This window comes from Paucibacter sp. M5-1 (assembly GCF_027498415.2).
Taxonomy (GTDB): domain Bacteria; phylum Pseudomonadota; class Gammaproteobacteria; order Burkholderiales; family Burkholderiaceae_C; genus Roseateles_E.
In genome coordinates this window covers 3,428,962-3,454,072 of record NZ_JAPZLM020000001.1, presented here as the reverse complement: position 1 = coordinate 3,454,072, position 25,111 = coordinate 3,428,962, and the positions used below count along the sequence as shown (strand labels likewise).

The 25,111-nt window shown below is 68.5% G+C and carries 25 protein-coding genes, 1 other RNA gene and 1 pseudogene; 14 read left to right on the top strand and 13 right to left on the bottom strand.

What is annotated here, in order from left to right; all coding sequences use genetic code 11:
- Positions 1 to 7 precede the first annotated feature (7 nt).
- Positions 8 to 1,201: a sodium/glutamate symporter gene (gene gltS / locus O5M90_RS16145; RefSeq protein ID WP_269839546.1), complete on the bottom strand. Its 1,194-nt coding sequence runs from the start codon at positions 1,199 to 1,201 to the stop codon at positions 8 to 10.
- Between the two features lie 274 nt (positions 1,202 to 1,475).
- Here gltS and O5M90_RS16140 point away from each other — a divergent pair, with 274 nt between their 5' ends.
- Together O5M90_RS16140 and O5M90_RS16135 are read left to right on the top strand one after the other, a co-directional pair.
- Positions 1,476 to 2,636, top strand: a complete 1,161-nt coding sequence (locus tag O5M90_RS16140) for an ABC transporter substrate-binding protein (protein ID WP_440402167.1) — start codon at positions 1,476 to 1,478, stop codon at positions 2,634 to 2,636.
- 62 nt (positions 2,637 to 2,698) lie between these two features.
- A non-coding RNA gene (locus tag O5M90_RS16135) (sX9 sRNA) lies at positions 2,699 to 2,773 on the top strand.
- Between the two features lie 15 nt (positions 2,774 to 2,788).
- Here O5M90_RS16135 and O5M90_RS16130 read toward each other — a convergent pair.
- Both O5M90_RS16130 and O5M90_RS16125 read right to left on the bottom strand, forming a co-directional pair.
- The gene (locus O5M90_RS16130) at positions 2,789 to 3,739 is read right to left on the bottom strand and encodes an NAD(P)-dependent oxidoreductase (RefSeq protein WP_269839544.1); all 951 of its coding nucleotides are present in this window, start codon (positions 3,737 to 3,739) and stop codon (positions 2,789 to 2,791) included.
- A complete protein-coding gene (locus tag O5M90_RS16125) occupies positions 3,684 to 4,724 on the bottom strand; it encodes an AraC family transcriptional regulator (RefSeq protein WP_269839543.1) in 1,041 nt (346 codons plus the stop codon). Before O5M90_RS16125 ends, O5M90_RS16130 begins: the two co-directional genes overlap by 56 nt.
- A gap of 104 nt (positions 4,725 to 4,828) precedes the next feature.
- Between O5M90_RS16125 and O5M90_RS16120 the strand changes: the two genes are divergently transcribed.
- The gene (locus tag O5M90_RS16120) at positions 4,829 to 5,722 is read left to right on the top strand and encodes an NmrA family NAD(P)-binding protein (protein ID WP_269839542.1); all 894 of its coding nucleotides are present in this window, start codon (positions 4,829 to 4,831) and stop codon (positions 5,720 to 5,722) included.
- Between the two features lie 159 nt (positions 5,723 to 5,881).
- A complete protein-coding gene (locus tag O5M90_RS16115; protein ID WP_269839541.1) occupies positions 5,882 to 7,132 on the top strand; it encodes a Gfo/Idh/MocA family protein in 1,251 nt (416 codons plus the stop codon).
- On the opposite strand, the gene O5M90_RS16110 is transcribed toward O5M90_RS16115, so the two are convergent.
- Positions 7,126 to 7,959 (bottom strand): phosphatase PAP2 family protein, encoded by an 834-nt coding sequence (locus tag O5M90_RS16110; protein ID WP_269839540.1) that lies wholly within the window; start codon positions 7,957 to 7,959, stop codon positions 7,126 to 7,128. The genes O5M90_RS16115 and O5M90_RS16110 overlap by 7 nt on opposite strands.
- 165 nt (positions 7,960 to 8,124) lie before the next feature.
- Between O5M90_RS16110 and O5M90_RS16105 the strand changes: the two genes are divergently transcribed.
- Together O5M90_RS16105 and O5M90_RS16100 are read left to right on the top strand one after the other, a co-directional pair.
- Positions 8,125 to 8,577 (top strand): DUF4148 domain-containing protein, encoded by a 453-nt coding sequence (locus tag O5M90_RS16105; protein WP_171018414.1) that lies wholly within the window; start codon positions 8,125 to 8,127, stop codon positions 8,575 to 8,577.
- A gap of 154 nt (positions 8,578 to 8,731) precedes the next feature.
- On the top strand, positions 8,732 to 8,980 hold the full coding sequence (locus O5M90_RS16100) for a hypothetical protein (RefSeq protein WP_262972277.1): 249 nt from the start codon (positions 8,732 to 8,734) through the stop codon (positions 8,978 to 8,980).
- Positions 8,981 to 9,033: 53 nt separating this feature from the next.
- Here O5M90_RS16100 and O5M90_RS16095 read toward each other — a convergent pair whose 3' ends face one another.
- Together O5M90_RS16095 and O5M90_RS16090 are read right to left on the bottom strand one after the other, a co-directional pair.
- Complete coding sequence (locus O5M90_RS16095) at positions 9,034 to 9,819, bottom strand: aldolase (protein WP_269839539.1); 786 nt, start codon at positions 9,817 to 9,819, stop codon at positions 9,034 to 9,036.
- Between the two features lie 17 nt (positions 9,820 to 9,836).
- On the bottom strand, positions 9,837 to 10,541 hold the full coding sequence (locus tag O5M90_RS16090; protein ID WP_269839538.1) for a haloacid dehalogenase type II: 705 nt from the start codon (positions 10,539 to 10,541) through the stop codon (positions 9,837 to 9,839).
- A gap of 104 nt (positions 10,542 to 10,645) precedes the next feature.
- Here O5M90_RS16090 and O5M90_RS16085 point away from each other — a divergent pair, with 104 nt between their 5' ends.
- From O5M90_RS16085 to O5M90_RS16075, 3 genes are all read left to right on the top strand, one after another.
- Complete coding sequence (locus tag O5M90_RS16085; RefSeq protein ID WP_269839537.1) at positions 10,646 to 11,491, top strand: LysR substrate-binding domain-containing protein; 846 nt, start codon at positions 10,646 to 10,648, stop codon at positions 11,489 to 11,491.
- 136 nt (positions 11,492 to 11,627) lie between these two features.
- Positions 11,628 to 12,017 carry a DUF4148 domain-containing protein gene (locus O5M90_RS16080; protein ID WP_269839536.1) on the top strand — a complete coding sequence of 130 codons (390 nt, stop codon included), beginning with the start codon at positions 11,628 to 11,630 and terminating at the stop codon, positions 12,015 to 12,017.
- Positions 12,018 to 12,315: 298 nt separating this feature from the next.
- Complete coding sequence (locus O5M90_RS16075; RefSeq protein ID WP_269839535.1) at positions 12,316 to 12,564, top strand: hypothetical protein; 249 nt, start codon at positions 12,316 to 12,318, stop codon at positions 12,562 to 12,564.
- A 71-nt stretch (positions 12,565 to 12,635) separates the two neighbouring features.
- Here O5M90_RS16075 and O5M90_RS16070 read toward each other — a convergent pair whose 3' ends face one another.
- Positions 12,636 to 13,016 (bottom strand): hypothetical protein, encoded by a 381-nt coding sequence (locus tag O5M90_RS16070; RefSeq protein ID WP_269839534.1) that lies wholly within the window; start codon positions 13,014 to 13,016, stop codon positions 12,636 to 12,638.
- 795 nt (positions 13,017 to 13,811) lie between these two features.
- Between O5M90_RS16070 and O5M90_RS16065 the strand changes: the two genes are divergently transcribed.
- Complete coding sequence (locus O5M90_RS16065) at positions 13,812 to 14,192, top strand: DUF4148 domain-containing protein (protein WP_269839533.1); 381 nt, start codon at positions 13,812 to 13,814, stop codon at positions 14,190 to 14,192.
- A gap of 251 nt (positions 14,193 to 14,443) precedes the next feature.
- Positions 14,444 to 14,722, top strand: coding sequence for a hypothetical protein (locus tag O5M90_RS16060; protein ID WP_262972287.1), 279 nt, complete (start codon positions 14,444 to 14,446; stop codon positions 14,720 to 14,722).
- Between the two features lie 52 nt (positions 14,723 to 14,774).
- On the opposite strand, the gene O5M90_RS16055 is transcribed toward O5M90_RS16060, so the two are convergent.
- A complete protein-coding gene (locus O5M90_RS16055; RefSeq protein WP_269839532.1) occupies positions 14,775 to 15,680 on the bottom strand; it encodes a LysR family transcriptional regulator in 906 nt (301 codons plus the stop codon).
- 42 nt (positions 15,681 to 15,722) lie between these two features.
- On the bottom strand, positions 15,723 to 16,733 hold the full coding sequence (locus tag O5M90_RS16050; protein ID WP_269839531.1) for a cyclase family protein: 1,011 nt from the start codon (positions 16,731 to 16,733) through the stop codon (positions 15,723 to 15,725).
- Between the two features lie 239 nt (positions 16,734 to 16,972).
- Between O5M90_RS16050 and O5M90_RS16045 the strand changes: the two genes are divergently transcribed.
- Genes O5M90_RS16045 through O5M90_RS16035 form a run of 3 tightly spaced genes read left to right on the top strand, consistent with a single transcriptional unit; the run spans position 16,973 to position 20,060 of the window.
- Positions 16,973 to 17,707 (top strand): AraC family transcriptional regulator, encoded by a 735-nt coding sequence (locus O5M90_RS16045; RefSeq protein ID WP_269839530.1) that lies wholly within the window; start codon positions 16,973 to 16,975, stop codon positions 17,705 to 17,707.
- A complete protein-coding gene (locus O5M90_RS16040; protein ID WP_269839529.1) occupies positions 17,704 to 18,888 on the top strand; it encodes a hypothetical protein in 1,185 nt (394 codons plus the stop codon). The genes O5M90_RS16045 and O5M90_RS16040 overlap by 4 nt, the downstream gene beginning before the upstream one ends.
- A gap of 5 nt (positions 18,889 to 18,893) precedes the next feature.
- Entirely contained in the window at positions 18,894 to 20,060 is a 1,167-nt protein-coding gene (locus O5M90_RS16035) for a M23 family metallopeptidase (RefSeq protein ID WP_440402166.1), read from the top strand.
- 48 nt (positions 20,061 to 20,108) lie between these two features.
- Here O5M90_RS16035 and O5M90_RS16030 read toward each other — a convergent pair whose 3' ends face one another.
- The 4 genes and pseudogenes from O5M90_RS16030 to gyrB all read right to left on the bottom strand — a co-directional run.
- A complete protein-coding gene (locus O5M90_RS16030; protein ID WP_269839527.1) occupies positions 20,109 to 20,492 on the bottom strand; it encodes a hypothetical protein in 384 nt (127 codons plus the stop codon).
- 25 nt (positions 20,493 to 20,517) lie between these two features.
- Positions 20,518 to 21,156 carry a transcriptional regulator gene (locus tag O5M90_RS16025; RefSeq protein ID WP_269839526.1) on the bottom strand — a complete coding sequence of 213 codons (639 nt, stop codon included), beginning with the start codon at positions 21,154 to 21,156 and terminating at the stop codon, positions 20,518 to 20,520.
- A gap of 263 nt (positions 21,157 to 21,419) precedes the next feature.
- On the bottom strand, positions 21,420 to 22,580 hold the full coding sequence (locus O5M90_RS16020; protein WP_269839525.1) for a DUF3883 domain-containing protein: 1,161 nt from the start codon (positions 22,578 to 22,580) through the stop codon (positions 21,420 to 21,422).
- A gap of 25 nt (positions 22,581 to 22,605) precedes the next feature.
- A pseudogene (gene gyrB / locus O5M90_RS16015) lies at positions 22,606 to 25,065 on the bottom strand (DNA topoisomerase (ATP-hydrolyzing) subunit B); the annotation flags it as partial.
- Between the last annotated feature and the right edge of the window lie 46 nt (positions 25,066 to 25,111).

The window sequence follows — 25,111 nt, the reverse complement described above, 5'->3', positions numbered from 1 at the left end:
TCTCACTTCAGCCTCCGATCAGCGGCAGGGTCAGGGTCAGCACGACCGCGTTCATCAGATCGATGAAGAAGGCGCCGGCCAGCGGCACGATCAAATAGCTCTGCGGCGCCGGCCCGTAGCGGGCCGTGATGGTCTGCATATTGGCCATCGCGGTGGCGGTCGAGCCCATGCTGAAGCCGATCAGCGCCGCCGACGAGACCGCGGCCTCGTAGTCGCGACCCATGAAGCGGAAGCAGACGAACACCGTGTAGAGCACGATGAAGACCACCTGGGCCGCGATCATCAGCACAAAAGGCCCGGCCGACAGCGCCACCTCGACCAGGTTCAGCGCCATCATCGTCGTCACCAGGAACAGCGACAGGCAGACCGTCGAGATCAGGTCCGAGGCCCGGTCGTCCAGGCGCATGCGAGCGAAGGGCAGCAGATTGCGTATCGCGACCCCGACCACCATGCACCACAGAAAGCTCGGTATCGTCACCGCGCCGCCGCCAAAGCGCCCGGCCAGCCATTGGCCGGCCACCACGGCGGCCAGGATGCCGGCCAGCGCGCCCATCATGCCCAGGCTGTTCAGCGTGGCTTCGGGCTCATGCCGTGGCTGTGCATCGGTGCTGCCCGCAGCGGCGGTCGCCACGGCGCGCAGGCCGTGGCGCCTGATCAGGTACTGGGCCACCGGGCCGGCGATGATGCCGCCGACGATCAGGCCCAGCGTCGCCACCGTCATCGACAGCTCCATCACCGACTGCAGATTGTTGACCTCGGCAAAGCGCTCGGCATAGGCCGCGCCTGTGCCATGGCCGCCGACCAGCGTGATCGAGCCGCCGACCAGACCGAAGATCGGGTGCTGGTCCAGCGCCAGCGCGACCGCGATGCCGACCCCGTTCTGCACCAGGATGTAGGGGAACAGCACCAGCAGAAAGATCAGCAGCGCCCGCCCGCCGCGCCCCAGCATGCGCAGATCGGCGCACATGCCGACGCCGGCAAAGAACATCAGCAGCAGCACCGGCTTGAGCGTCTGGTCGATCTCCAGCCTGAAGTCGGTGGCGGCAAAAACCAGCGAGGCCAGCGCCGCGAACAGCAGGCCGCCGGTGATCGGGTCGGGGATGTTGTAGCGCGACAGCAGGCCGATGCGGCGATTCAGCAGGCTGCCGATCAGCAGCACGACGGTGGCCGCCAGCAGCGAGGCGAGGGGATCCAGACTCATTGAACTTCCTAAGGTGGTGGCCGGGGTCGGCCGCGAGCATGGCCCCGATTGTCCAATCCTGATGCGCATCAAGAGTTCCGCGGCTTCCCCGCCGCGTTGTGCGATGTTTCGCGCGGCCGAGCGGCGCCGTGCGCGGCGGCGCCCGAGCGCACGGTATCCTCGGGCACGCGGCACTTGCGGACACTCCGATTTCCAGGCGACGCGTTTTCAGGGCGCATCATCGATCCGCCTTCCTTGCTTCCTTGTTTCTGCTTCGCCGGCCTGTTTCGCTCCGATGTCCTTGTCTTTCAAACTGCCTGCTCTTGCCGGACTTCTGCAGGGTTGCCGCCTGCTGTGTGCCGCCGCCCTGCTGTCGGGCGGCCCGGCAGCGGCCAGCGAGGAGGGCGCCGAGATCGTGCTCGGCAGCTCGGCGGCGCTCAGCGGGCCGGCCTCGGCGCTGGGCCAGCGCTATCACCTGGGCGCCCGGGCGGCCTTCGAGCAGCTCAACAAGCAGGGCGGCATCCAGGGCCGGCGTGTCGCGGTCGATCTGCAGGACGATGGCTACGAGCCCGACCGCGCGGAAGCCAATACCGTGGCCCTGCTGCAGGATGCGCGGGTGCTGGCCCTGTTCGGCTATATCGGCACCCCCACCAGCCGGGTCGCCCTGCCGCATCTGCGGCGCGCCGGCAATATCGCGTTTCTCGGGCCCTTCACCGGCGCCAGCCTGCTGTGGGATGAGCGCAGCCACCCGAACGTCTTCAATGTGCGCGCCAGCTATCAGCAGGAAAGCCACGCCCTGGTCCGTGCCATCAAGGCCAGCGGCGCGCGCCGCATCAATATCATGGTGCAGGCCGATCCCTTCGGCCGCGCCGGGCTGGAGGCGATGCGCGAGGCCACCGGGGCCGCCGGACTCGAGATGGTGGCCACGGCCACCGTGAAGCGCAACAGCACCGAGGTGGCCGAGGCCGTCCACACCCTGGTGCGGCAGCACAGCGCCGACGCCATCTTCATGGTCAGCACCTATGAGACCTGCGCCGCCTTCATGCGCCAGGCCCATGCCCAGGGCTTTCGCGGGCGTTTCTACACCCTGTCCTTTGCCGGGCTCGAGCCTTTGCGCACCGCGCTGCAGGATGAGCCCGAGCTCAGCGGCCGCCTGACCCTCGCCCAGGTGGTGCCCGACGCCGAGGACCGCAGCGTGCCGGTGGTGGCTGCCTATCAGCGCGCGATGCGCGAGGCCGGCGAGCGCCAGTTCGACAGCATCAGCCTGGAGGGCTATCTGGCCGCCCGCGTGATGAGCGAAGGCCTGCGCAAGGCCAGGCCGCCGCTGACGCGGGCCAGCCTGTTGCGCAGCCTGCAGACCCTGGGCGATCTGGACCTGGGTGGCTTTGCGGTGCACTACCGCGAGGACGACCGGCGCGGCTCGTCCTATGTGGCCCTGCGCCGCCTGATCGACTGAGAGGCTGAGAGTTTTTCTACTGCGCCGCCGCCATGCGTCGTTGGCCGGTGCTCGGAATCCTCACGTACAGGAAGTACGTTCCGGTTCCTGCGCGCCGTCCGCCTAGCCTGACTGCGGCTCGCTACGAACTCTCAGCCTCTGAGCCGTCTCGCTCAGAGCGGCGTCAGCAGCGGCCGGCCCGCCTTCAGCGCCTCGACATTGGCGATGAACAACTCCACCGTCGCGCGGATCGCCTCGGGCGACCAGCCGGCGATATGCGGCGTGAGTATCACGTTCGGGAAGCCCAGCAGCGCCGTCGGCGGCAGCGGTTCGCTCTCGTAGACATCGAGCGCCGCGCCGCCCAGCTGACCGGCGGCCAGCGCGGCGGCCAGGGCCACGGTATCGACCAGGCTGCCGCGCGCGATATTGACCAGATGGCCCTGCGGGCCCAGCGCGGCCAGCACCTCGGCATTGACCGCATGCCGGGTCGCGGCGCCACCGGGCGCGGCCACCACCAGGAAATCGGCCCAGCCCGCCAAGGCCAGCAGGCTGTCGAAATAGACGGCCTCGCCGGCATCGGCGCGCGGGCTGCGGTTGTGATAGCCGATCTGCATCTCGAAGGCCTGGGCGCGGTGCGCGATCTTGCGGCCTATCGTGCCCATGCCGAAGATGCCCAGCTTGCGGCCGTTGACGCTGGGCCGGATCGGCAGCGCGTCGCGCCACAGGCCGGCCCGCAGGGCCTTCTCCTGCTGGGGCAGCGCGCGCACGCTGGCCAGCAGCAGGGCCAGCGTGTGGTCGGCCACGCAGCTGTCATTGGTGCCGGCGCCGTTGCACACCGCAATGCCGCGCGCCTTGGCGGCCGCCACATCGAGGTTCTCGTAGCCGGCGCCCTGGGCGGCGGCCAGCCGCAGCCGGGGCATCGCGGCGATCTCGTCGGCGCGCAGGCCGGTCGCGCCATTGCTCAGCACCAGCTCGATCTCGGCGCCGCGCGCCGCAATCGCGGCGGCGCGTTCCGCCGCTGTCGGCGCATCGATCAGCTCGAAGCGCTCGCGCAGCAGGTCCTTGTACTCATCGGCCAGGGCCACCAGCAAGAGGCAGGGGGTTTTCGCTATTTGCGTCATCATGCCCGCCATCATCGCCGCTCTCGGCCTGCGCCGGTGCGCGCAGCGAACCGGGCGTCACCCCCATCACCCGTTTGAAGGCGCGGTGGAAAGCCGCCTCGGAGGCATAGCCCAGTTCGTCGGCCAGGCGCGCCAGCGGCACCGGCCGGCGCCGCAGCCGGGTGGCCGCCAGATGGATGCGCCAGCGGGTCAGATACTCCATCGCCGGCAGGTCCACCAGGCGGCTGAAACGCTCGGCAAAGGCCGAGCGCGACAGCCCCGCCTCGGCGGCCAGGGTCTCCAGGCTCCAGGCCTGGCCGGGGCGGCGGTGCAGCGCGGCCAGCGCGCGGGCGATCTGGCGGTCCTGCAGGCCGCGCAGCCAGCCGCGCTGGGCCGCCGGCATTTGCTCCAGCCAGCCGCGCAGAGCCTGCACCACCAGGATGTCGGCCAGCCGGGTCGTCACGGTCTCATGGCCGGGCCGGCGCGCGCGGGCCTCGGCCAGCAGCAGCTGCAGCGTGCTGTGGAACCAGCCCTGCTGCTGTTCCTGGGCGCCGACCGAGAGCAGCGGCGGCAGCAGGGCCAGCAGATGCAGGCTGGCCGGATCGTCGACCCGCAGCGCGCCGCACAGCAGCTCGCTGCGCGGCCCCGGACCGTCCCCCAGCACCAGCTCCTCGAACCATTCGGAGCGGACACGGCGCTGCAGCGAAAACAGATCCGGGCATTCGACGCCGGCGGCGCTGAGCAGCCGGTGCTCGACGCTCTCGGTCAGCAGCGCGAAGTCGCCGGCCTGCAGCTGCAGCGCCGGCTCGCCGTCCAGCTCCAGCCGGGCTGCTCCCTGTAAGACGATATGGAACATCAGGCAGCCGGGCATCGCCGGCAGCTGGATCCCCCAGGGCGCGGCCGGCTCGGAGTGGCAATAGACCACCGCGCTCATGCGCAGGAACTGCAGGGCCTCGCCGACCGGGTCGTCGCGCTGCCAGCCGGCGGCGGGCGGAGTGTCGCTGTGCATGGGTCTGGATGCTCGATCAAGAAGGCCGGACGGGTGGTGATGGCGGCCGCAGGGCAGCGCCGCGAGACTGCGGTCATCGTAATCAATCCATCAGCGGAGCCTTCATGAGCCAGACCACCACCATCACCATCCTGGGTGCCAGCGGCCGCACCGGCGCGCGCGTCGCCGCCCGGTTGCTAGGCCGGCCCGGGCTGAAGCTGCGCGTGCTGGGCCGCAGCGCTGCGGGCCTGGCGGCGCTGGCTGCGGCCGGCGCCGAGCCGCGGATCGGCCGGCTGCAGGATGCGGCCTATCTGCGCGCGGCCTTCGAGGGCGCCGATGCCGCCTATGTGATGCTGCCGCATGAGCTGGACCGGCCCGGCTTCCTGCAGCGCCAGCGCGAGGATGCCGAGGCGATCGCAGCGGCGCTGCGCAGCGCCGGCGTGCCCCATGTGGTGGCGCTGAGCAGCCTGGGCGCCGAGCAGACCGAGGGCACCGGCGTGATCCTGGGCCTGCATGCGCTGGAGCGCAGCCTGGGCGCGCTGCACGGTCAGCATGTGCGCCTGCTGCGTCCCGGCGCCTTCTTCGAGAACCTGCTGGAACAGCTGCCGGGCCTGAGCGCCGGCGCCCCGCTGGTCGATGCGCTGCGGCCCGATCTGGCCGTGCCCATGCTGGCCACCCGGGACATCGGCGACGCGGCCGCCGCGGCCCTGCTGACGAGAGACTGGCAGGGCTTGTCGGTGCAGGAGCTGCTGGGCCCTTGCGACCTCAGCGGCGAGCAGCTGGCGCGCCAGCTGGCCCTGCAGCTGGGCCGCCCGGCACTGGTCTACCAGCAGCTGCCCTACGAGGTGATGGCGGCCGAGCTGCACGAGGCCGGGCTGGCGGCCGACGCCGCAGCGCTGATGATGGACATGGCCCGCGCGCTCAACGAAGGCCGCATCCGCTCGCTGCAGGGCCGCAACGATGGCAACAGCACGCCGACCGGGTTCGCGCAGTTTCTGCGTGAGCAGCTGGCGGGCTAGGCCCATAGCCGGCCGGGACCGGTTTCTGGCAGAGTGCGCGGCATCGTCATCAGAGGGAGAGACACGCCATGCTGCAACGCCGCCACATCCTGCTCGCCGCTGCCGCCACGCTGAGCCTGCGCCCATCGCGCCGCCGCACGTCCGCGCCTGCGCCTGGCGATGATAGGCACGGGCATGCGGGGTCAGGTCTTGCTGCGCGAGCTGCTGCGCCGCGAGGATGTGGACCTGGTGGCGCTGTGCGATATCGAACCCATCATGCTCAAGCGCGCGCTGGCCATGGTCGAGGGCGCCGGCAAGCCCGCACCCAGGACCTATGGCGAGAGCGGGGACACCCAGGCCTGGCGCTGGCTGCTGGAGCTGCCGGGCCTGGACGGGGTGATCATCGCCACACCCTGGGAATGGCATGCGGAGATGGCCATCGCCGCGATGCAGGCCAAGGTGGCGGTGGGCTGCGAGGTGGTGGCCGGCGTCACGCTGCAGGACCACTGGGATGTGCTGAACACCCAGCTGAAGACCGGCACGCCCTATATGCTGCTGGAGAACGTCTGCTACCGGCGCGATGTGATGGCGGCGCTGCAGATGGTGCGCGCCGGCCTGTTCGGCGAGCTGGTGCATCTGCAGGGCGGCTACCAGCATGATCTGCGCGCGGTCAAGTTCAACAGCGGCGACCCGGCCAAGCCCTATGGCGGCGGCGTCGAGTTCGGTGCCAAGGGCTGGAGCGAGGCGCGCTGGCGCACCGAGCACTCGGTGCAGCGCAATGGCGAGCTCTATCCCAGCCATGGCATCGGGCCGCTGGCCATGTATGCCAATATCCATCGCGGCAACCGCTTCACCCGCATCAATGCCTTCGCCAGCAAGGCCCGGGGCCTGCAGGACTATGTGCAAGCCCAGGGCGGCGCCAGGCACCCGAACGCGGCCGTCAGGTTCAAGCTGGGCGATATCGTCACGACCACGCTGGCCTGCGAGAACGGCGAGACCATGGTGCTGCAGCACGACACTTCGCTGCCGCGCCCTTACTCGCTGGGCTTCCGGGTGCAGGGCACGAAGGGCCTGTGGATGGATCTGAACCAGTCCATCCATATCGAGGGCCGCAGCAAGCCGCATGAATGGGAGGCTTTCAAAAGCTACCAGGACCGCTACGACCATCCGCTGTGGAAGAAGTACGAGGGCGCGGCCGCCGGTGCCGGCCATGGCGGCATGGACTTCTTCGTGATCCACGCCTTTGTCGAGGCGTTGAAGGCCGACGCACCGATGCCCATCGACATCTATGACGCGGTGGCCTGGAGCGCGATCACGCCGCTGTCCGAGCAGTCGATCGCGCAGAACTTCCAGACCCTGGACTTCCCCGACTTCAGCGGCGGGCTGTGGAAGACGCGCAAGCCTATCTTTGGCTTCGACGAGCGCTACTGAAGGCGCTGAGTGCCGCCACGCCGGTAATAGCGCCCCAGCTCAACGCTGACGATGCAGACGCTGAGCCAGGCCAGGCCGGAGGCGAAGCCGGCGGCCACATCGGTGGCGAAATGCACCTGCAGAAAGACGCGGCTGCAGCCGACCGTGAAGGCCAGGGCGGCCGCCGCCAGCACGGCCGGCAGATGCCAGACGGCCGGCAGGCTGCGCAGCGCCAGATAGGCCAGCATGCCGTAGGCGACCACGGCGCCCGAGCTGTGGCCGCTGGGGAAGCTCCAGCCCAGCTCGCTGACCAGGCCGTGGTCGTGCACCGGGCGGGCGCGCTCGAAGATGCGCTTGAGCAGCGGGTTCAGCAGCCCGTTGCCGCCCAGCGCGAGCACCCAGCCCAGCGCCAGCGCATGGCGGCGCTTGAAGAGCAGCAGCAGCGTGACGACCACGCCCAGCAGGCTCAGGTTCAGTACATCGCCGAAACGGGTGAAGCCGGCGAAGACGCGCAGCGTCGCGGCGTCGACATGCTGGCGTATCGAGGCCGTCAGCGCCTCGTCGGCCAGCGCCAGCGTGCCGCCACGGCCCAGGTGTTCGGCAATCTCGGCGAACAGCCCGGCGCCGCCCAGCAGCAGGCCGAAGCCGGCCAGCGCGTTCAGCAGCACGAAGCCGCTGGGCGGCAGCGCGCTGCGGGCGCGCGGCAGCAGATGGCGGTCCAGCGACCACCACAGCGCCGCCGTGGCGAGCAGCAGCAGCATCAGCAGGGCCAGAAAGACCGGCAGGGCCTGGGCGCCCGTCTGGGTGGCCAGGGTGACGAGGGGGTGGTCCAGCGGCGTGGCGGTCATCGGTGCGGATGGTGAGGGAAGCGCCGCATCATGCCGGAATCAGCAACAGTGCATTGAAGCCAGCCTGGTTTTTCCGGAGCGCCCGAAGTTTCACAGTAGAGCCCATGGACACGGCGGGTGCCGGGTCCAAGCAAAACCCCGAAGCTGAAACTCAAGGACCCCATCATGAACAAGCTGACCCTGATTGCCCTGTCCACCCTGCTGAGCGCCGGCGCCGCGATGGCCGACGGCCTGAGCCGCGATGAGGTGGTGGCTGAGCTGGTGCGTGCCCGCAATGCCGGCGAACTGACGGCGCTTCAAAGCGAGAGCTATGGCGGCTACGGCCTGAAGGTCGCGGCGAGCAGCCTCAGCCGCGAGGCGGTGACCGCCGAGCTGCGGCGCGCCCAGCAATCCGGCGAGCTGGCCCGCCAGGAGGCCGAGCGCTATGGCCCCTCGGTCGCGCCGATTGCCTCGACCAAGACGCGTGCCCAGGTGCTGGCCGAGCTGCAGGTCGCCCGCGACAGCGGCGAGCTGGCCCTGCTGAACAGCAACAACCCGGGCTACACCGAGCTGTTGCAGCTGGGCAAGCGCACGACTGCCACCGAGCTGATGGCCGGCCAGCCCGCCACTGCGCGCTGAGGGGCAGGGCCGGCGACCCCAGGGCCGCCGGCCCGCTCGTCGCGGGAATTTGCAGCTCATCCGCAGCGCCCGGCAGCCCATCGCGAGGCGGTGGCAAGCCAGGCCGGCATTGCCGACACTGCAATCACTGACACAGCCACCCCAGGAGCCCACCATGAACACCCGCCGCCACCTTCAGTCTCTCGCCGTCCTCGCAACCGCAGCCGTCGCCGTTCTCGGCGCCGCGATGCTGGCCACCCACGCGCCCAGGACCGAGATCGTGCAGCTGGAGCGCGTGGTGATCGTCGGCAAGCGCGCCGAGGCGCCCGTCGTCGCGCAACTGCCGCGCGTCGTGATCACCGGCCGCAGCACGGCGGCCGCACAGCTGGCCGAGGCCAGTGTGCTGAAGGCGAAGATGGTCTGAGCGCTGGCTTCGCTGCTGTCACCGGGCCCGCCTTGTGCGGGCCTTTTTCATTGCTAGGTCTCGAAGGGATGACCCTCGGCCCGCAGCCGGCGCATGCCGCTGTCCAGATGGGCGCGTGCGCTCTGCGCATCGCCCTCGCGCATCTGTTCATACGTGCGCTGCGCGATCGCCGGCGGCACCGGCTTCAGTGCCCGCCCGCTGCTCATGGCCTTGAGCTGGACCTCGGCCGCGCGCTCCAGATAGTAGAGATCGTCCCAGGCTTCGGCGATGCTGGGGCCGCCCACCATCACGCCATGGTTCTTCAGGAACAGGATGTCGGCCCCGCCCATGGCTGCGGCGATGCGGTCGCCCTCGGAGGCGTCGAGCGCCAGGCCGTTGTAGTGTTCGTCCACCGCCGTGCGGCCGTAGAACTTCAGCGCGGTCTGGCCGGCCCAGAGCAGCGGCGGGCCCTCCAGCATGGCCAGCGCGGTGGCGTTGGGCATGTGTGTGTGGAAGGCGGCGCGCAGGCGCGGCTGGGCGCGGTGCAGCCGCGCGTGGATGTAGAAGGCCGTGGCCTCGGGCTGGCCCTGGCCGGCGACCACATGGCCGTCGACATGGCAGACCAGCAGCCGCGAGGCGCTGATCTCGGCGAAGGCGTAGCCGTAGGGGTTGACCAGGAAGAGCTCGTCGTGGCCGGGCAGCAGGGCCGAGAAATGGTTGCAGATGCCTTCCTCCAGTCCGTGCCGGGCGGCCAGCTGGAAGCAGGCGGCCAGCTCGATGCGGGCCTGGCGGATCGCGTCGGTTTCTTCCAGCGCGAGGTGCACGGCGGGCGCGCCGCTGATCGTGATCGTATGAGCCATGGCTTGATGCCTCCCGCTCACCAGTCTAGCGAGGCGAACAGCGGCGGCACTTCGTCCAGCCGCGTCAGGGTCGCGTCGGGGCGGTAGTCGGGCAGCGGACGGCGGCCGGTGCCGCGATCGATCCAGACACAGCGAAAGCCGATATCGCGCGCCGCCGCGTGGTCCAGATGCGGGCTGGCGCAGATGTGGACCACCTCGTCCTTGCCGACGCCCAGCGCGGCGTGCGCGTGCTCGAACAGCCGGGGCGCGGGCTTGTAGGCACCCGCCTGCTGGGCCGTGATCACGCGGTCGATATGGCCGCCCAGCTGGGCCACATTGCCGGCAATGATGTCATCGTCGGTGTTCGAGACGATGCACAGCCGGTAGCCGGCCTGCTTGAGCCGGGCCAGCGTGTCCACCACCTCGGGAAAGGGCGGCATGCGCGAGATGCGCTCGGTCAGCACGCGGATGTCGCCGTCATCGACCGGCAGACCCAGCTCCTGCAGCGCCAGGCGCAAGCCCTGGCCGGCCACCTCGCGGAAGCTGCGGTGCGGCGGCGTCTGCTCCAGCGCATGTTCGTGGCGGTCATAGACCTCGATCAAGGTAGCCGGCTCGATATGGCCGGCCTGCTTGCGCGCCAGCAGCTCGCGCACGGCGGCTTGCAAGCCTTCATCCCACTGGATCAGCGTGCCGTAGCAATCGAAGGTCAGCCAGCGCGGCCGCGAAGTGGCGTGCAAAGACATCGGGAGTCCTGGGTCGTTGAAGAATGGAGCGAAGCCTATCCAGCACTGAAGATATTTGGAAATTGGATTTGTAGTGGATACGAATTTGAATATCTAATGTCTTCATGCTCGATCTGGAACTGCTTCACACCCTGGTTTGCGTCGTCGACGAGCGCAGCTTCACGCGCGCTGGCGAGCGGGTGCACCGTACCCAGTCCACCGTCAGCCAGCAGATTCGCAAGCTGGAGGAACGGCTGGGCCATGCGCTGCTGCTGCGCGACCGCAGCGGCAGCCGGGTGACGCCGACCGAGCAGGGCGAGCTGCTGGCCACCTATGCGCGGCGCCTGCTGGCGCTGGCCCAGGAGGCCGAGGAGGCGCTGGGCAGCGCTGGCAGCGCGCTGCTGAGCCTGCGCATCGGCGTGCCGGAGGATTTCGATGCGCGGCGCATCTCCAGCCTGCTGTCGGGCTTTGTCGCGCGGCAGCCGGGCTTGCGGCTGGAAACCATCAGTGGCATGAGCAGCGAGCTGCAGCGCCGGCTGGCCGGCGGCGAGCTGGACATCGCGCTGGTCAAGCGGGTGCCGGGCGAGGGCGGGCCCTGCGTGGCGGCCTGGCCCGAGACCCTGGTCTGGGCCGGTGCCGGCCAGGTCTTGCTGGCCGACGAGCCGATCCCGCTGGCGCTGTTTCCGCAGGGCTGTGTCTACCGTCAGCGCGCGCTGGCGGGCCTGGACCAGGCGCGGCGGCGCTGGCGCATCGCCTTTGGCAGCCACAGCCTCAGCGGCATCCAGGCGGCGCTGTCCTCGGGCCTGGGCATCTCGGTGCTGCCCACTACGGCGCTGCTGCCCGAGCACCGCCTCTGCGAGGGCCTGCCCGCGCTGCCGCCCACCGAGCTGGCCCTGCTCAGCGCGAGCAGCTCGCCCAGTGCCGTGCAGCGCCAGCTGCTGGACACCCTGTGCGACGCGCTTCGATCATGAAGGAATCAGCAACAGTGCGTTGAAGTGCCGGTGGTTTTTCTCTTGGAGCCCAAGCTTCACAGTAGAGCCCATGGACACGGCACGCGAACAAGCCGGGTCCAAGAACCCAACGAAGCTGAACTGAAAGGACTCCATCATGAACAAGATCACTGCCATCGCCCTGACTTCCCTGCTGGCTACCGGCGCCGCCATGGCCGATAGCGCCACCACCCGCGAGTTGCTGCGCCAGAGCCAGACCGCTGCACAGAGCACAACCACCCGCAGCGCCGTGATCGCCGAGCTGCAGCGTGCCCGCCAGGCCGGCGAGCTGAATGGGCTGTACCGCGAAGTCGATCTGCGCCCGGCCTCGACCGCTTCGACCACCACCCGCGCCGCCGTGCTGGCCGAGCTGCTGGCGGCCCGCGCCTCGGGCGAGCTTGCGGTGCTGAACAGCAACAACCCCAGCTATGCGCAGCTGGCCGCACTGCGTGGTGGCAAGAGCGCTGGCGGCGAGCTTCTGGCCGGCCAGCCCGCCACGGCCCGCTGACGACCGGGCGCCCCTGGCGGGCGCCCACGAATTCAATACAAGACGAGGACCGTTGACCCCGGTCTGCCAAGGGTCAGCTTCGTCTGGTGGTGCGTTGTTGTAGTTACCGCCTGCCAGGCTTCGCCCGGTGGCCTGCACAGGCCATCGGGCTTTTTTACGTCCGCAGCGTCTGCGTTTCGTCGCCGGCATTTGCATCTCGTCCGGCCGGACCGCCGACTCGTCGCCAGGCTGTGGCGGCGCCGGCCACCAAGTCAGACACTGCAATCACTGACACAGCAACACGCACAAGGAACACACCATGAACACCACCACCAAGTCTTTCGCACTCTTCGCCATCGCAGCCGTCGCCGTCGTGGGCGCCGCGATGTTGCAGAGCCCGGCCAAGCCGGCCGCCAGCGAGATCGTGCAGCTGGAGCGCGTGGTGATCGTGGGCAAGCGCGCCGAGGCCGCGGTGATCGCGCAGCTGCCCCGCGTGGTGATCACCGGTCGCAGCACGGCGGCAGGCCCCACCCAGCTGGCCGCTGCCGGTACGACCCCGGCCATCTGATCGAGCGCTCCCACGCGGCCCTGCCGTGTCCGGTACAAGCCCGCTGCATGCGGGCTTTGTCTTTTCTGCGCCTAGGCGTGCTCGGTCGGCGCGGCGATGCGCGCCAGCTGCTCGCGCAGCTGCTTGCGGCCCGCGCTATTGCTGGCCCGCCAGGCGGCCAGCGCCAGCGCCATGAAGGCCTTCTCCTTGTCGGTCGGCGCGGCGTCCAGCCGGGTCTCGTCCAGCCAGCCCGGTGGCTTGCCGCAATGGCTCTCGATCTGGCGGGCCAGCTTGTCGCCGATCGGGCGCGAAGACTTGATCTGGCTCCACATGCTGGGTGAGATCTCGACGCTGGCGGCAAAGGCCTGCTCCAGTCCCTTGGGCGAGGTGCCCGCAGCCAGCGCCTGCTCGGCATAGAGCTGGAACAGCGCCAGCGCGTTCTGGCGGCGTATGAGAGTGGGGTTGGTCAGCAAGGCTGTGCGCTTCGTACAACAGGAACAACAGCGATTGTCGCTGTGGCTTGACGCGATAGTAAAGACTATTTACAGTGCGGCCAGCGCTGTGGGAGCCATCAGCCCTCGCAGTACCGACCCAACAATCACCCAGCAAGAAAGGCAGCATCGTGAACACCCGCCACCTCATCGCCAAGCTCAGCGCCCTCGCGGCCCGAGGTGCGATCGTGCGTGGACTTGGTGAGCCGAAGCGCTTTGTTGCTTGCATGCATCCGGGAGAAGGCAGCGCCTGAGGCGCACGCACTCTTTCCTCTGACCCCAGAGGCCCGGATTCTGCAAAGAGTCCGGGCCTTTTGCTTTGGGTCAGTGGTTTGAACGTCCGACTTCGGCTGTGTCCTTGCACTCCGTCGCTGCATCTTGATGGTGTTGGCAGCGCGGGATGTGCGCGGGACCGATCGCAATGGGCCAGCCCCTCGTGCAGCGAGACACCACGTCCGACGGGACGCTCGCGCTTGGGCACAGCCGAAGTCGGAGGTCGTCGAACCTCCTCCTCATCAAGAAGCCTCCGTCGAGCTCACGCCTCGGGGGCGGAATCGGCCGCAAGGATTGGGCGGCGCCGGAACCCGTGACCGGCACTCACCATGGCCCGGCAGGGCACCGTCATACCGAAATCAGCAACAGTGCATTCGCCTGCGCCCCGTTTTTCTACAGGGCCTGATTTCCTACATTGGAGTCCATGGACACGGCGACGGTGATGCGAAGCGAAGCAAGCAGACCACAGGCGAAGTCCTTCACCCAACCGTAAAGGAAATCATCATGAAGAAGCTGACTGTCATTGCCCTGTTCTCCCTGCTGTCCACCGGTGCTGCCCTGGCCGATGGCCTGAGCCGTGAGCAAGTCGTCGCCGAGCTGCAGCGTGCCCGCGCCGCTGGCGAGCTGGTCGCCCAGCAAGGCGAGAACCCCGATGCCATCGGCCGCGCCGTGATCACCACCGGCGCCAGCACCAGCCGCGCCACCGTGCTGGCCGAGCTGCAGCGCGCTCGCAGCGCCGGCGAGCTGCAAGGCCGCGATGCCGAGTCGTACAGCCTGCCCAGCATCGCCGGCTCGAGCAAGAGCCGCGCCGAGGTCATCGCCGAGCTGCAGCAGGCCCGTGCCCGCGGCCAGCTGCAAAGCCAGCAGATCAACTACGGCGGCTGATTGCCGACGCCGCATCCACTCTCGAATCTCCTGGGGCACCCGCCCACCGGTCCGGCACCCCCGCCGGCCGGCCTCCTCAGGCCCGATGCGCTGCCCAGCCATCGGGCCTTCTTTTATGGGCCGACGGCCTGTCGCGCCTTTTTGCACTTGGTCGTCGGCGTGCGGCGATCCGTCGCGCGGGCCTGGCGATGGCCGCCGCTGCGGACGAAACTGCAATCACTGACACAGCCAACACCCCGCAGGAGCCCACCATGAACACCAGCTACAGCGCCAAGACCCTAGCTCTCTTCACCGTCACCGTGCTGGCCATGCTGGCGGTGATTGGCGCCGCGCTGCTGGGCAGCGGCGGCCGGCCGCCGGCCACCGAGATCGTCAAGCTGGAGCGGGTGGTGATCGTCGGCAAGCGCAGCGTCGAGGCGCCGGTGCAGATCGCCCAGCTGCCGCGTGTCGTGATCACCGGCCGCAGCACCCCGGCCGCCGCCGAGCCGCAGCTGGCCTCGGCCGGTTTGCTGAAGGCCAAGGCGCTCTAAGCCCCGAGCTTTTGCTGCGGTCAGCAGGACAGCCCGCTGCGTGCGGGCTTTTTCATGGCAGCGGCACTCGGGCCGCCAGGCTTTGCTTCAGAAAGTCCACCAGGGCGCGCACCCGGCCGCTCAGATGACTGCGGCTGGGATAGAGCGCGAACAGGCGGCGCGGCTCGACCCGGTACTCGCCCAGCGCAGCCACCAGCTCGCCACGCGCCAGCGCCTCGCGCACCATCGGCTCGGGCACCAGGCCGATACCGACCCCACGCCGCATCGCGTCGATCAGCAGCAGGCTGTTGTCGGCGCGGAAGCTGCCATCGACCTCGATGCTGTGCGGCTCGCCGCCGGGGCCCTCGAACAGCCAGCGCCCGGCATCCTCGCCGAGCCGGTAGGGCAGGCAGTTGAGCCCGCGCAGCTGCTCCGGGTGCTCGGGCAGGCCATGGGCGGCCCAGAACGACGGGGCGGCGCACAGGACCCGCGGCAGCTGCATCAGCTGTACCGCGACCAAGCTGGAGTCGCCCAGCCTGGCCTGGCCGCGCAGCGCCAGGTCCACCCCCTCGCGCACCAGATCCACCGGCCGGTCATTCAGCCGCACATCGAGCTCGATCTGCGGATGCAGGCGCTGGAAGGCATGCAGATGCTCGCCCAGAAAGGCCAGCGTCAGCGAGACCGGCGCCGAGATCACCACCCGTCCGGACAGGCCGGCGCTCTGCTCGCGCAGCTGGCTTAGGGTCTGCTCGGTGTCGTCCATCACGCGGCGGCAGTAGGCGTAAAAGCGCGTGCCGGCCTCGGTCAGCTGCATGCTGCGCGTGGTGCGCGCCAGCAGCCGGCTGCCGGCCCAGTCCTCCAGCTGCTGGACATATTTGCTGACCACCGCGCGCGAACAATCGAGGTCGCGCGCGGCCGCCGCCAGGCTGCCGGTCTCGACCACCCTGCAAAAACACTGCATCGCGAGATGCCTATCCATCGCTGCGTCCTCCGGGCCGCATCGTAGCCGGCGGCGCTGCGCTCAGCGGATCGGGATCGCCAGCGGACGCATCGGCGCCCCGTCGGCGCCGCGCAGCTTCAGCGGGGCGCCGAACCAGGCGAATTGGTAGACACGGTCGGCGGCCAGCTGCTCCAGGAAGACGTTCTGCATGATGGGCACGCCGCGCTGCGACAGCATGGAGCTGTGCACCGGGATCCAGTTGCGGCTCTCCTGCGAGGGCCAGGCATCGGTGCTGATATTGTCGACACCGATCACGATGGCGCCCCGGTCGGCCAGGAAGTTGGCCGACTCGCGTGTCAGGCCCGGGGTGTTGTGCATGTATTTGTCGGCGTCCTTGAAGAGCTGCATGCGGCCGGTGCGCACCATGATCACATCGCCGTCCTCGAAGTCCACGCCCTGGGCGCGCGCCGTGCCCTGCAGGTCCGCCACCGTGATGCCATAGGACTCGGGCAGCATCTCCAGGCCCTTGTAGCGCGCCACATCCAGCAGCAGGCCGCGCGCGATGATGGGCGGGAACTTCTCGATGCCGGCCTTGCGCCAGCCGCGGTCGCCGAGCTGCTCGTCGGTCTTGAAGCCGTTGTAGATCTGGCCGTTGAGGCCGAAGTGCGACAGCGCGTCGATATGGGTGCCGGTATGGGCATACATCGAGAAGGCCGCGCCCGAGTAGGTCACCAGGCTGTTCTTCTCCTTGCCCAGGCCGTTGGGGTCGTCGACGATGGTGCCCTGCGGCGTGTGGACGTTCCAGATCTGGAAGCGCGGCTGGCCCAGGAAGTAGTAGCTGGGCATGCCCACATAGAACTCGACGCTGAGGTCATAGGTCTTGCCGCTGGCAATGCGGCGCAGCACCTTGAGCGTCGATTCGGGCGTGATCTTGTTGAGCATGCCGATCTCGTCCTGCGGGCCATAGGGGCTGATGCCGACCCGCTCGGCGGCCTCGGGCGGCGCACCGGCGGCGCAGGCCTGGCTGGCCAGCAGGGTGACGAAGACGGCGGCGGCCAGCGCAGCGGCGACCGGAGAGAGATGGGCTTTCATATGCGCTTGAGTGGGGATGGGTTGAACATGGGCCTATGGTCGGCCGCCTGGGCCTTGCCGCCTAGGCGCCGGGCGCGGGTTCAGAGTTCACGCCGCGTGAACAATCGGCGGGCTCGTCGCCGGCCCGCGCACTTCGTCACTGCCAGGCGCCAATCCGTCGCTGCGGCGTGGCGATGCTGGGCCGCGATGCCGACACTGCTGGCACCGACACAGCCAACCGCCGCACGAGGACCCACCGCATGAACACCGCCGCGCCCGGCGCCGAGTCGACGCCGCAAGCTCAGCAACACCTGACCCCCGGGTCGACCCTGGCCCGGCATCTGCATGGCCCGGCCTATCTCGCGCTGGTCGTCGAAGGCAGCTACTGGGAGGCCAATGGCGCCGGGCGCCGGCAGCTGCGCGCAGGTGATGTGGCGGTCCACGGCCCCTATGGCGCGCATTGCAACCAGGTCGGCGGCGCGGGCGCCGTGGTGCTGAACTTGGCCGTCCAGGGGCCGCTGGCGGATGCCTATGGCCGCATCGACGATGTCGACAGCCTGGTCCGCACCGCTGCACGGCAGGGCCCCGAGGCCGGCGCGCTGGCCCTGACCCTGCTGCGGCCGCTGCCGCCCCTGATCAGCGACTGGCCGGATCAGCTGGCCCTCGATATGGCCGCCGACCCGCAGCTGTGCCTGGGCGACTGGGCGCTGCGGCAGGGCCTGGCGCCCGAGACGGTGTCGCGCGGATTCCGCCGCCTCTATGGCGCGACGCCCAAGCGGGTGCGTTTCGAGCAGCGCACCCGCCGGGCCTTGGTCGCGCTGCTGGGCGGGGCGGGCACGCCCCTGGTCGAGCTGGCGCTGGAGGCCGGCTTTGCGGACCAGGCCAGCATGAACCACGCCATTCGCGCGCTGACCGGCGCCTCGCCGCAGGCTCTGCGCCGGCGGTCAAGTGCTGACAAGACCGCCGGCCGGGGCGCTGCAATAGTGGCCGCATGAACAGACGCTCCGCCACCACCGCCTTGATGACCCTCCCGCTCTTCGCGAGCCTGCCTGCGGATGCACTTGCCGCCGCTGCCGCGCCGCCACGCACCGCCTGGTCCTTCCGCACCTCGGAGGGCCTGGATGCGATCGCCTTTCTCGGGCCTTTGTCCGGCAAGGCCTTCTACGCGCGCTACTACGCCCAGGAGCTGCAGGACTTCAAGCCACGGATCGCGCCCGCCGCGCTGGACGCGCTGACCAGCCTGGTCGAGGCGGCCGATGCCGATGGCTATCTGCTGTGGCCGCGCCTGAGCCTGATCCTGTCCGGCGGCCGCAGCGACACGATCGACGATCTGCTGGCCAGCCTCGACGATGTGGGCCGCAGGCTGCGGCCCAGGCTGGAGGCCAGCGTCTACTGGAGCCCGTCGCTATGGGGCCAGTTCGAGCCCATGGTCGAGCGCCTGCGCCTGCTGCTGCAGGGGCTCAAGGCCGCCGGGTTTGCGGCCTACCGTCGGGGCCTGATCGGGCCGGCCGAGGCCCGGGCCGAGGAGCTGCTGCGCAGCTTCGCGCCGGTCGACATCATCAGCGAGCAGGAGCGCCTGGTCGGCCGGACCCTCGAGCGCGAGATCGAGATGAATCTGCTGTGGTTCTGCCGGCCGCACGGCGTGAAGCTGCAGGGCCAGCGCTTCATCGCCGCTGTGCAGGCCTCCGATGCCACGATCGCGCTGACCGCCGCGCACGAGGTGCTGCACCCGCCCTTCGATATGCGCGGCGCGGTGGCCCGGCGCTGCATCGCCCAGCTCGCGGCCGACCCGCTGCTGCAGCGCATCCTGGCCGAGAAGAGCCGCGACAGCGGCTACAACAGCATCGAGGGCATCTTCGAGGAAGACACCGTGCAGGCGCTGGACCAGATCATCCAGGAGCGCCTCGGCTACGGCCAGCCGCCGGCCCAGCGCTGGGCCGACAGCGATGAGGGCATGCATGTGTTCGCCGCGGCCCTCTACGGGATGTTGAAGGCTGATCGCTTCGATCAGCGCGGCGGCAATATCGAAGCCTGGCTGGACCGCGCCCAGGCCCGAGGCCAGCTGGCGCCGGCCGCCCTGCATGCCGCCGCTGCGGCGGTGCTGGGGCGCGCTGTCGACCGGCTGTGGACCGGCGGCGCCGCGGTAGCCGCCACTTCAGATAGACCCCAACCATGAGCCCCATGAACCGTCGCCAACTGCTGCTGCACAGCGCCACCACCACCCTGCTGCCCTCGGCCCTGAGCGGCCTCCTGTCGCCGCATGCCGCTGCCGCCGCCAGCAGCGGGCTGGAGATCGCCGCGCTCGACCGCTTCGCCCGGGTGCGCATGAGCCGGCAGGACTTTCTGGTCGGCGAGCTGTCAGTGCGCAACAGCAGCGCCGAAGCGTTGGTATTGCGCCGCTTGTTGCTGCTGGGGCCGGATGCGGATAGCCAGGCCCGGCCGCTGGTGACGCTGGTCGGCGAGGCGCTGCAGGCCTTGGCGAACGGGCCCGATGGTCGCTCGGCGCGCTCCTTGCTGCTGGGGGCCGGCGAGCAGGTGCTGCTGCATCTCTGGCAAGCCCTGCCGGCTGGCGACGATGCCGGCCTGGCGCTGCGGCTGGAAGCCTCGCGGGGCGACGATTCGACAGGCATGGCCGCACTGGCCATCCCCGCCGCCGAGCCGCCGCTGCAGCTGGGTCCGCCGCTGCGCGGTGGCCCCTGGGCGGCGGTGTTCGACCCCTGGTTGGCGCAGGGGCATCGCCGCTCGGCCTTTGTGCACGAGGGTCAGCGCTTCATTCCCGCGCGATTTGCCATCGACTGGATACGGCTCGATGCCGATGGCCGCCCCGGGCCGGCGGGCCCGGCCGGCTACGCGCAATGGCATGGCCTGGACAGCGAGGTGCTGGCCGTGGCCGACGGCGAGATCGTCGCGCTGCGCGACGGCCGCGAGGACCTGCTGAACGCCCAGCGCCCCGCCCGCCCCTGGAGCCACGACGATGTGGCCGGCAACTATCTGTGCCTGCAGCTCGCCGACCATCGCTATGTGTTCTATGAGCATCTGCGCCAGGGCAGCATCACGCCCCAGCTCGGCCAGCGGGTCCGGGCCGGGCAGCCGCTCGCCCGCGTGGGCCGCTCCGGCATCAACTCCTCGGGCCCGCATCTGCATCTCCATATGGCCGACCGTCCGGCCCTGCTCCATGCCCAGGGCCGGCCCTTTGTGCTGAGCGCCTTCCGCCAGCTCGGAACCTACGCCAAGATGGACCAGGCCGAGTCCGGCCGGCTCTGGATCGCCGACCCGGCGGCACCGGCCGGGCAACTGGTCAGCGGCGAGCTGCCGGCGCCGAATGCGGTGTTGCGGTTTGAGGGCTAGGAGACTTTGTGCTTCAGCAGCCGCGACGCCGCTCGCCCTCGCTGGATGCTAGGTCGAGGGCGGTCCCAAGGCATCGAGCTTGGCGGCCACAGCTGCCGCAGCGGCGATCAGATCATTGACGAGACGATCGTCGACATTCAGATCGCCCTCGTACTCACCGAGATTGCGCACCTGATGGCATTTGTCCAGCACCCGCCATACCTCCGGCCCCAGGCCCAAGGTGTGCGGCAGTAGCTGGAAGACGATGTAGCGGTTGCTGGATCGCCAGCCATGCCAGCGCAGCGCCGCCAGGCATAAGGCATGGGCCGCGTTGTAGGCCAGATCGAAGCGGCCCTCCAGCGACAGACTGTCGGTGCGGGCATCGGCCAAGCGGGCCAAACCAGACCTGCGCAGACCGGCGAACTCGTTCGCATCGGGCGCTTCGGCTTTCAACGGCTTGCCGGGTCCGCTGAGATTCTCAAACGCTGTTGTTGAGGGCGATTTCATCCTCACCTCCGATCAGCCAGATCTTGGGCTGGGCCAGCACGCGCGAGACGAAAGCATCGCCGCGTTGCTGGCGCTGCGCAAGCTCATCAGCGGTATAGAGGGTCGGGTTCACGGTGCGGCCCAGGCTCTTGTTGAGCGCCTCCAGTGCGCCGAACAACTCCGCGTAGCTCAGCTCATCGCTGATCAGCATCAGGTCGATATCGCTGGCCGCCGTGTCCTGCCGCTTGGCCACCGAGCCATAGACGAAGGCCGCCCGGATGCGGCCCGCCAGCGGCGCCAGCGCCGCGCGCAGCGGCTCGGCCAGGCCGACGGTCTTCTGAAAGATGCCGCACAGCTCGGCGTAAATCGGCGCGGCGGGGTTGGCCTGGTAGTGCTTCTGGTTGCCGACAGCGCGCAAGGTCACCAGACCACTGGCCGCCAGCCTGGCCAACTCCCGCTGCACCGCACCCGATCCCGCGCCGGCCAGTGCGATCAGCTCGGTGGCATAAAAGCTGCGCTCCGGCTGACCGAACAAGAGGCCCAGCACGCGCTGCTGGGTGGTGGAGAACAGCGCGTCGGCCAGGCCTGCGAAGGGCTGGGCTGGCTGTGTCGGCGATGGTTGGATACCCATTTTGGGAATTTTAATACCCAAAATGGGTATGTAGCGCCTACCCGATAGGCGAGATCGTGAGTTAACGACTAATGAAGGCAACAAACAGTTGGCGTCGAAATCCCCAGGTCGACTCCGCGAGACGCAATCGTTGTGATGGCAAGTCCTTGCTCTGCAAGGACTTTTCCAATTTTTCCGGATTGCCGTGTGATAACCAGCGGAGGTACGAATTCAAGTCGCCCAGCCCAGCGGCTGGCGATGTCTCGGGGCGCCCGTCGAACGAGCTATTGGAAACTCGCCCTGTAGGTCACAGGATCTAAATTGCAGTGGCTGGAGATGTGGCCCGGCAGTTCAAAAATCTTCGGCGCGGCGCGGAAATCGAAGACTCGATAGATTGAAAACGTATCCGCGTGGTCGCGCGAAAAGCGCTCCTCATTGCTCGATACGAAGAACGGCGTGGTCTGACCGAAGGCCGTTGTTTTCACTTCAAGATGGCGCTCGCGTCCGTCGGGCCAGAAGCTCCGCACGTCATAGCCAAGCCCATCACCCTCGGTAACCGAGACATGCGCGACGCGATCAGCCAGTTGGCCGAGGCCATTCTTGGCCAGGCGCCATTGTTCAAAGCGCACGACAAACTCCTCGCCGGCGCGGCCGATTCGGCGGTTGTTCGCTTCCCGCTCAAAGTAGTCGCGCTTGATCGGGTTGCGCAGGTAGGCCGGAGCCGCCTCCATGACGCGATGCTCGCGCTTCGGCGGGGATGCGATGACCTTCTCGAAGTCGAACTCATCAGGCACATGAGTCGGGCGCTCCACCGCCGAGAGCGCTGAGGTATCGACATCGGCCCGATCCCTCATCTGTCGTTCAATTTCCTCGACCAGTTCGCGCTGAATATTGCTGGCCGGCAGGTAGCCTTGCAGAGGAGGCACCCCGAGACCCTGCAGCACGGCGCTGATGTTGCGGCGTTTGAATTCGATCGAGGCTTCGGTGCGTTGGTTCAACAGCGGCAACAGGCGCCGCCGGCGCTCCGCCTTGTTGAATCGCTGGCCATTCAAATCGAGCACCAGCATGTCCAGATAGTCGGCGACAACGAGCTGAAGCTCTTGCGCTGCCCACGGCTGCGGTCTGCCGGGCATGGCAACATCGCCGTCCTCGGCGCTCATACGCACGATCTCGAAGCCGAGTTTTCGCAGCTGCGCCTCGACGGTCTTGGCACCACCGGAGAACAGGTCCGGAGTCAGTGGCTTGGCGGCGGGCAGATGTTGAAATGCGGCACCGACGATTGCCTTCGAGTCACAGAGATCACCGGTCAGCGGGTCGCGAACGAAGTAGTCGCGCGCCGGCTTGAAGCCGTATTTCGCCAGGAAGGCATCGCGGCCGAGCCGATGAAACTCGGTGAAGGCCGCATGCACGGCCTCGCTGGTCAGTTGCGACAGCTTGGGAGACACGTATACCAAGGCCGTCGTATCGAACTCACACGTCGATATTCGCCGCCCTCAGCGCATTCGTCTCAATGAAATCGCGGCGCGGCTCGACTTCGTCGCCCATCAGCATCGTGAACACCCGGTCTGCCTCGATGGCGTCGTCGATCTGCACGCGCAGCAGGCGGCGGACGTTGGGGTCCATCGTGGTTTCCCAGAGCTGCTCGGGGTTCATCTCGCCCAGGCCCTTGTAGCGCTGGCGGCCGACGCTGTTTTCGGCTTGCTGCATCAGCCAGGCCATCGCACCGCGGAAGTCGCTGACCTTGCTTTCCTTGGCCTTCTCGCCTTCGCCCTTGCGGACGATGGCTTCCTCGCCGATCAGGCCCTTGAAGGTGCGGCCGGCGTCGGCCAGCACTTCGTAGTCGGCGCCGTGCATGAAGTCGGCATTGATGACGCTGGAGCGCACATTGCCGTGCTGGCGGCGGCTGATGCGCAGCAGCAGCTTGTCGGTACGGGCGTCGTACTCGCTGCTGACTTCTGCCTGGTGCAGCGCGGCCTGCATGGCGGCAGCGGCTTCCTCGGCGGCTTCCTTGGTGTCGAGGTTGATGGCCAGGCCGCTGGACAGCACGCGCAGCGCCTCGAAGTCCATCCAGTTGGCCAGGCGGGTGATCACGCTTTCGGACAGGACGTACTTGCGCGCCAGCTGCTCCAGCGCTTCGCCGGAGAGCACCGCGCCGCCGATGCCGGTGTGCAGATGGGCGTCCTGCAGCGCCACCTTCAGCAGGAAGGCGTCGAGCTCGGTGCCGTCCTTCAGGTATTGCTCGTGCTTGCCGACCTTGACCTTGTAGAGCGGCGGCTGGGCGATGTAGATGTGGCCGCGCTCGCAGAGCTCGGGCATCTGGCGGTAGAAGAAGGTCAGCAGCAAGGTGCGGATGTGGGCGCCGTCCACGTCCGCGTCGGTCATGATGATGATGCGGTGGTAGCGCAGCTTGTCGGGGTTGAAGTCGTCGCTGCCGGCGCCGCGGCCGATGCCGGTGCCTAAAGCGGTGATCAGCGTGATGATCTCGTTGCTGGTCAGCAGCTTCTCATAGCGCGCCTTCTCGACGTTCAGGATCTTGCCGCGCAGCGGCAGGATGGCCTGGAACTTCCGGTCGCGGCCCTGCTTGGCGGAGCCGCCGGCGGAGTCACCCTCGACGATGTAGATCTCGCACAGCGAAGGATCCTTCTCCTGGCAATCGGCCAGCTTGCCGGGCAGGCCCAGGCCGTCGAGCACGCCCTTGCGGCGCGTCATCTCGCGGGCCTTGCGCGCGGCCTCGCGGGCGCGGGCGGCGTCGAGGATTTTGCCGCAGATGATCTTGGCGTCGATCGGGTTCTCGAGCAGCCAGTCGGTCAGCAGGCGGCTGACGATGTCCTCGACCGGCGCGCGCACTTCCGAGCTGACCAGCTTGTCCTTGGTCTGCGAGCTGAATTTGGGCTCGGGCACCTTCACCGACACCACGCAGGCCAGGCCTTCGCGCATATCGTCGCCGGCCACCTCGACCTTGGCCTTCTTGGCCAGCTCGTTGTCGACGATGTATTTGTTCAGCACGCGTGTCATCGCGGCGCGCAGGCCGGTCAGATGGGTGCCGCCGTCGCGCTGCGGGATGTTGTTGGTGAAGCAGAGGACGTTCTCGTTGAAGCCGTCGTTCCACTGCATCGCCACTTCGACGCCGACATTGGTGCCCTGCTCGCTGATCTTGTCGCCCTGGGCGTGGAAGATCTTCGGGTGCAGGGTGTTCTTGCCCTTGTTGATGAACTCGACAAAGCCCTGCACGCCGCCGGCGTAGGCGAAGTTGTCTTCCTTGTTGTTGCGCTCGTCGACCAGGCGGATCTTGACGCCGTTGTTCAGGAACGAGAGCTCGCGCAGGCGCTTGGCGAGGATGTCGTAGTGGAAATCGTTATTGGTCTGGAAGATCTCGGTGTCGGGCAGGAAATGGACCTCGGTGCCGCGCTTGTCGGTCTCGCCGACGATGCGCATCGGGCTGGTCTCGACGCCGTCGACGATCTCGATCAGGCGGTCCTGCGGGATGCCTTGCTTGAACTCGAGCTGGTGGATCTTGCCGTCGCGGCGCACGGTCAGGCGCAGGGTCTTGGACAGGCCGTTGACGCAGGACACGCCCACGCCGTGCAGACCGCCGGAGACCTTGTAGGAGTTCTGGTTGAACTTGCCGCCGGCGTGCAGCTCGGTCAGCGCGATCTCGGCGGCGCTGCGCTTGGGCTCGTGCTTGTCGTCCATCTTGACGCCGGTGGGGATGCCGCGGCCGTTGTCGATGACGGAGATGCTGTTGTCGGTGTGGATGGTGACGATGATGTCGTCGCAATGGCCGGCCAGCGACTCATCGATGGAGTTGTCCACCACCTCGAACACCAGGTGGTGCAGGCCGGTGCCGTCCGAGGTGTCGCCGATATACATGCCGGGGCGCTTGCGCACGGCTTCCAGGCCCTCGAGGATCTGGATCGAATCCGCGCCGTAGACCGCGCCCGAAGACGCTTCTGCGGAGACCGCGTCCTTCTGCTTA

Excerpts from the sequence above, each read along its gene's own strand:
- O5M90_RS16035 (WP_440402166.1), top strand. The coding sequence starts at position 18,894 with ATGAACCGTCGCCAACTGCTGCTGCACAGCGCCACCACCACCCTGCTG.
- O5M90_RS16025 (WP_269839526.1), bottom strand. The coding sequence starts at position 21,156 with ATGGGTATCCAACCATCGCCGACACAGCCAGCCCAGCCCTTCGCAGGC.
- gltS (WP_269839546.1), bottom strand. The coding sequence starts at position 1,201 with ATGAGTCTGGATCCCCTCGCCTCGCTGCTGGCGGCCACCGTCGTGCTG.
- O5M90_RS16115 (WP_269839541.1), top strand. The coding sequence starts at position 5,882 with ATGATAGGCACGGGCATGCGGGGTCAGGTCTTGCTGCGCGAGCTGCTG.
- O5M90_RS16040 (WP_269839529.1), top strand. The coding sequence starts at position 17,704 with ATGAACAGACGCTCCGCCACCACCGCCTTGATGACCCTCCCGCTCTTC.
- O5M90_RS16060 (WP_262972287.1), top strand. The coding sequence starts at position 14,444 with ATGAACACCAGCTACAGCGCCAAGACCCTAGCTCTCTTCACCGTCACC.
- O5M90_RS16100 (WP_262972277.1), top strand. The coding sequence starts at position 8,732 with ATGAACACCCGCCGCCACCTTCAGTCTCTCGCCGTCCTCGCAACCGCA.
- O5M90_RS16075 (WP_269839535.1), top strand. The coding sequence starts at position 12,316 with ATGAACACCACCACCAAGTCTTTCGCACTCTTCGCCATCGCAGCCGTC.
- O5M90_RS16090 (WP_269839538.1), bottom strand. The coding sequence starts at position 10,541 with ATGTCTTTGCACGCCACTTCGCGGCCGCGCTGGCTGACCTTCGATTGC.
- O5M90_RS16065 (WP_269839533.1), top strand. The coding sequence starts at position 13,812 with ATGAAGAAGCTGACTGTCATTGCCCTGTTCTCCCTGCTGTCCACCGGT.
- O5M90_RS16125 (WP_269839543.1), bottom strand. The coding sequence starts at position 4,724 with ATGCACAGCGACACTCCGCCCGCCGCCGGCTGGCAGCGCGACGACCCG.
- O5M90_RS16130 (WP_269839544.1), bottom strand. The coding sequence starts at position 3,739 with ATGATGACGCAAATAGCGAAAACCCCCTGCCTCTTGCTGGTGGCCCTG.
- O5M90_RS16110 (WP_269839540.1), bottom strand. The coding sequence starts at position 7,959 with ATGACCGCCACGCCGCTGGACCACCCCCTCGTCACCCTGGCCACCCAG.
- O5M90_RS16055 (WP_269839532.1), bottom strand. The coding sequence starts at position 15,680 with ATGGATAGGCATCTCGCGATGCAGTGTTTTTGCAGGGTGGTCGAGACC.
- O5M90_RS16045 (WP_269839530.1), top strand. The coding sequence starts at position 16,973 with ATGAACACCGCCGCGCCCGGCGCCGAGTCGACGCCGCAAGCTCAGCAA.
- O5M90_RS16050 (WP_269839531.1), bottom strand. The coding sequence starts at position 16,733 with ATGAAAGCCCATCTCTCTCCGGTCGCCGCTGCGCTGGCCGCCGCCGTC.
- O5M90_RS16085 (WP_269839537.1), top strand. The coding sequence starts at position 10,646 with ATGCTCGATCTGGAACTGCTTCACACCCTGGTTTGCGTCGTCGACGAG.
- O5M90_RS16120 (WP_269839542.1), top strand. The coding sequence starts at position 4,829 with ATGAGCCAGACCACCACCATCACCATCCTGGGTGCCAGCGGCCGCACC.
- O5M90_RS16080 (WP_269839536.1), top strand. The coding sequence starts at position 11,628 with ATGAACAAGATCACTGCCATCGCCCTGACTTCCCTGCTGGCTACCGGC.
- O5M90_RS16095 (WP_269839539.1), bottom strand. The coding sequence starts at position 9,819 with ATGGCTCATACGATCACGATCAGCGGCGCGCCCGCCGTGCACCTCGCG.
- O5M90_RS16105 (WP_171018414.1), top strand. The coding sequence starts at position 8,125 with ATGAACAAGCTGACCCTGATTGCCCTGTCCACCCTGCTGAGCGCCGGC.
- O5M90_RS16140 (WP_440402167.1), top strand. The coding sequence starts at position 1,476 with ATGTCCTTGTCTTTCAAACTGCCTGCTCTTGCCGGACTTCTGCAGGGT.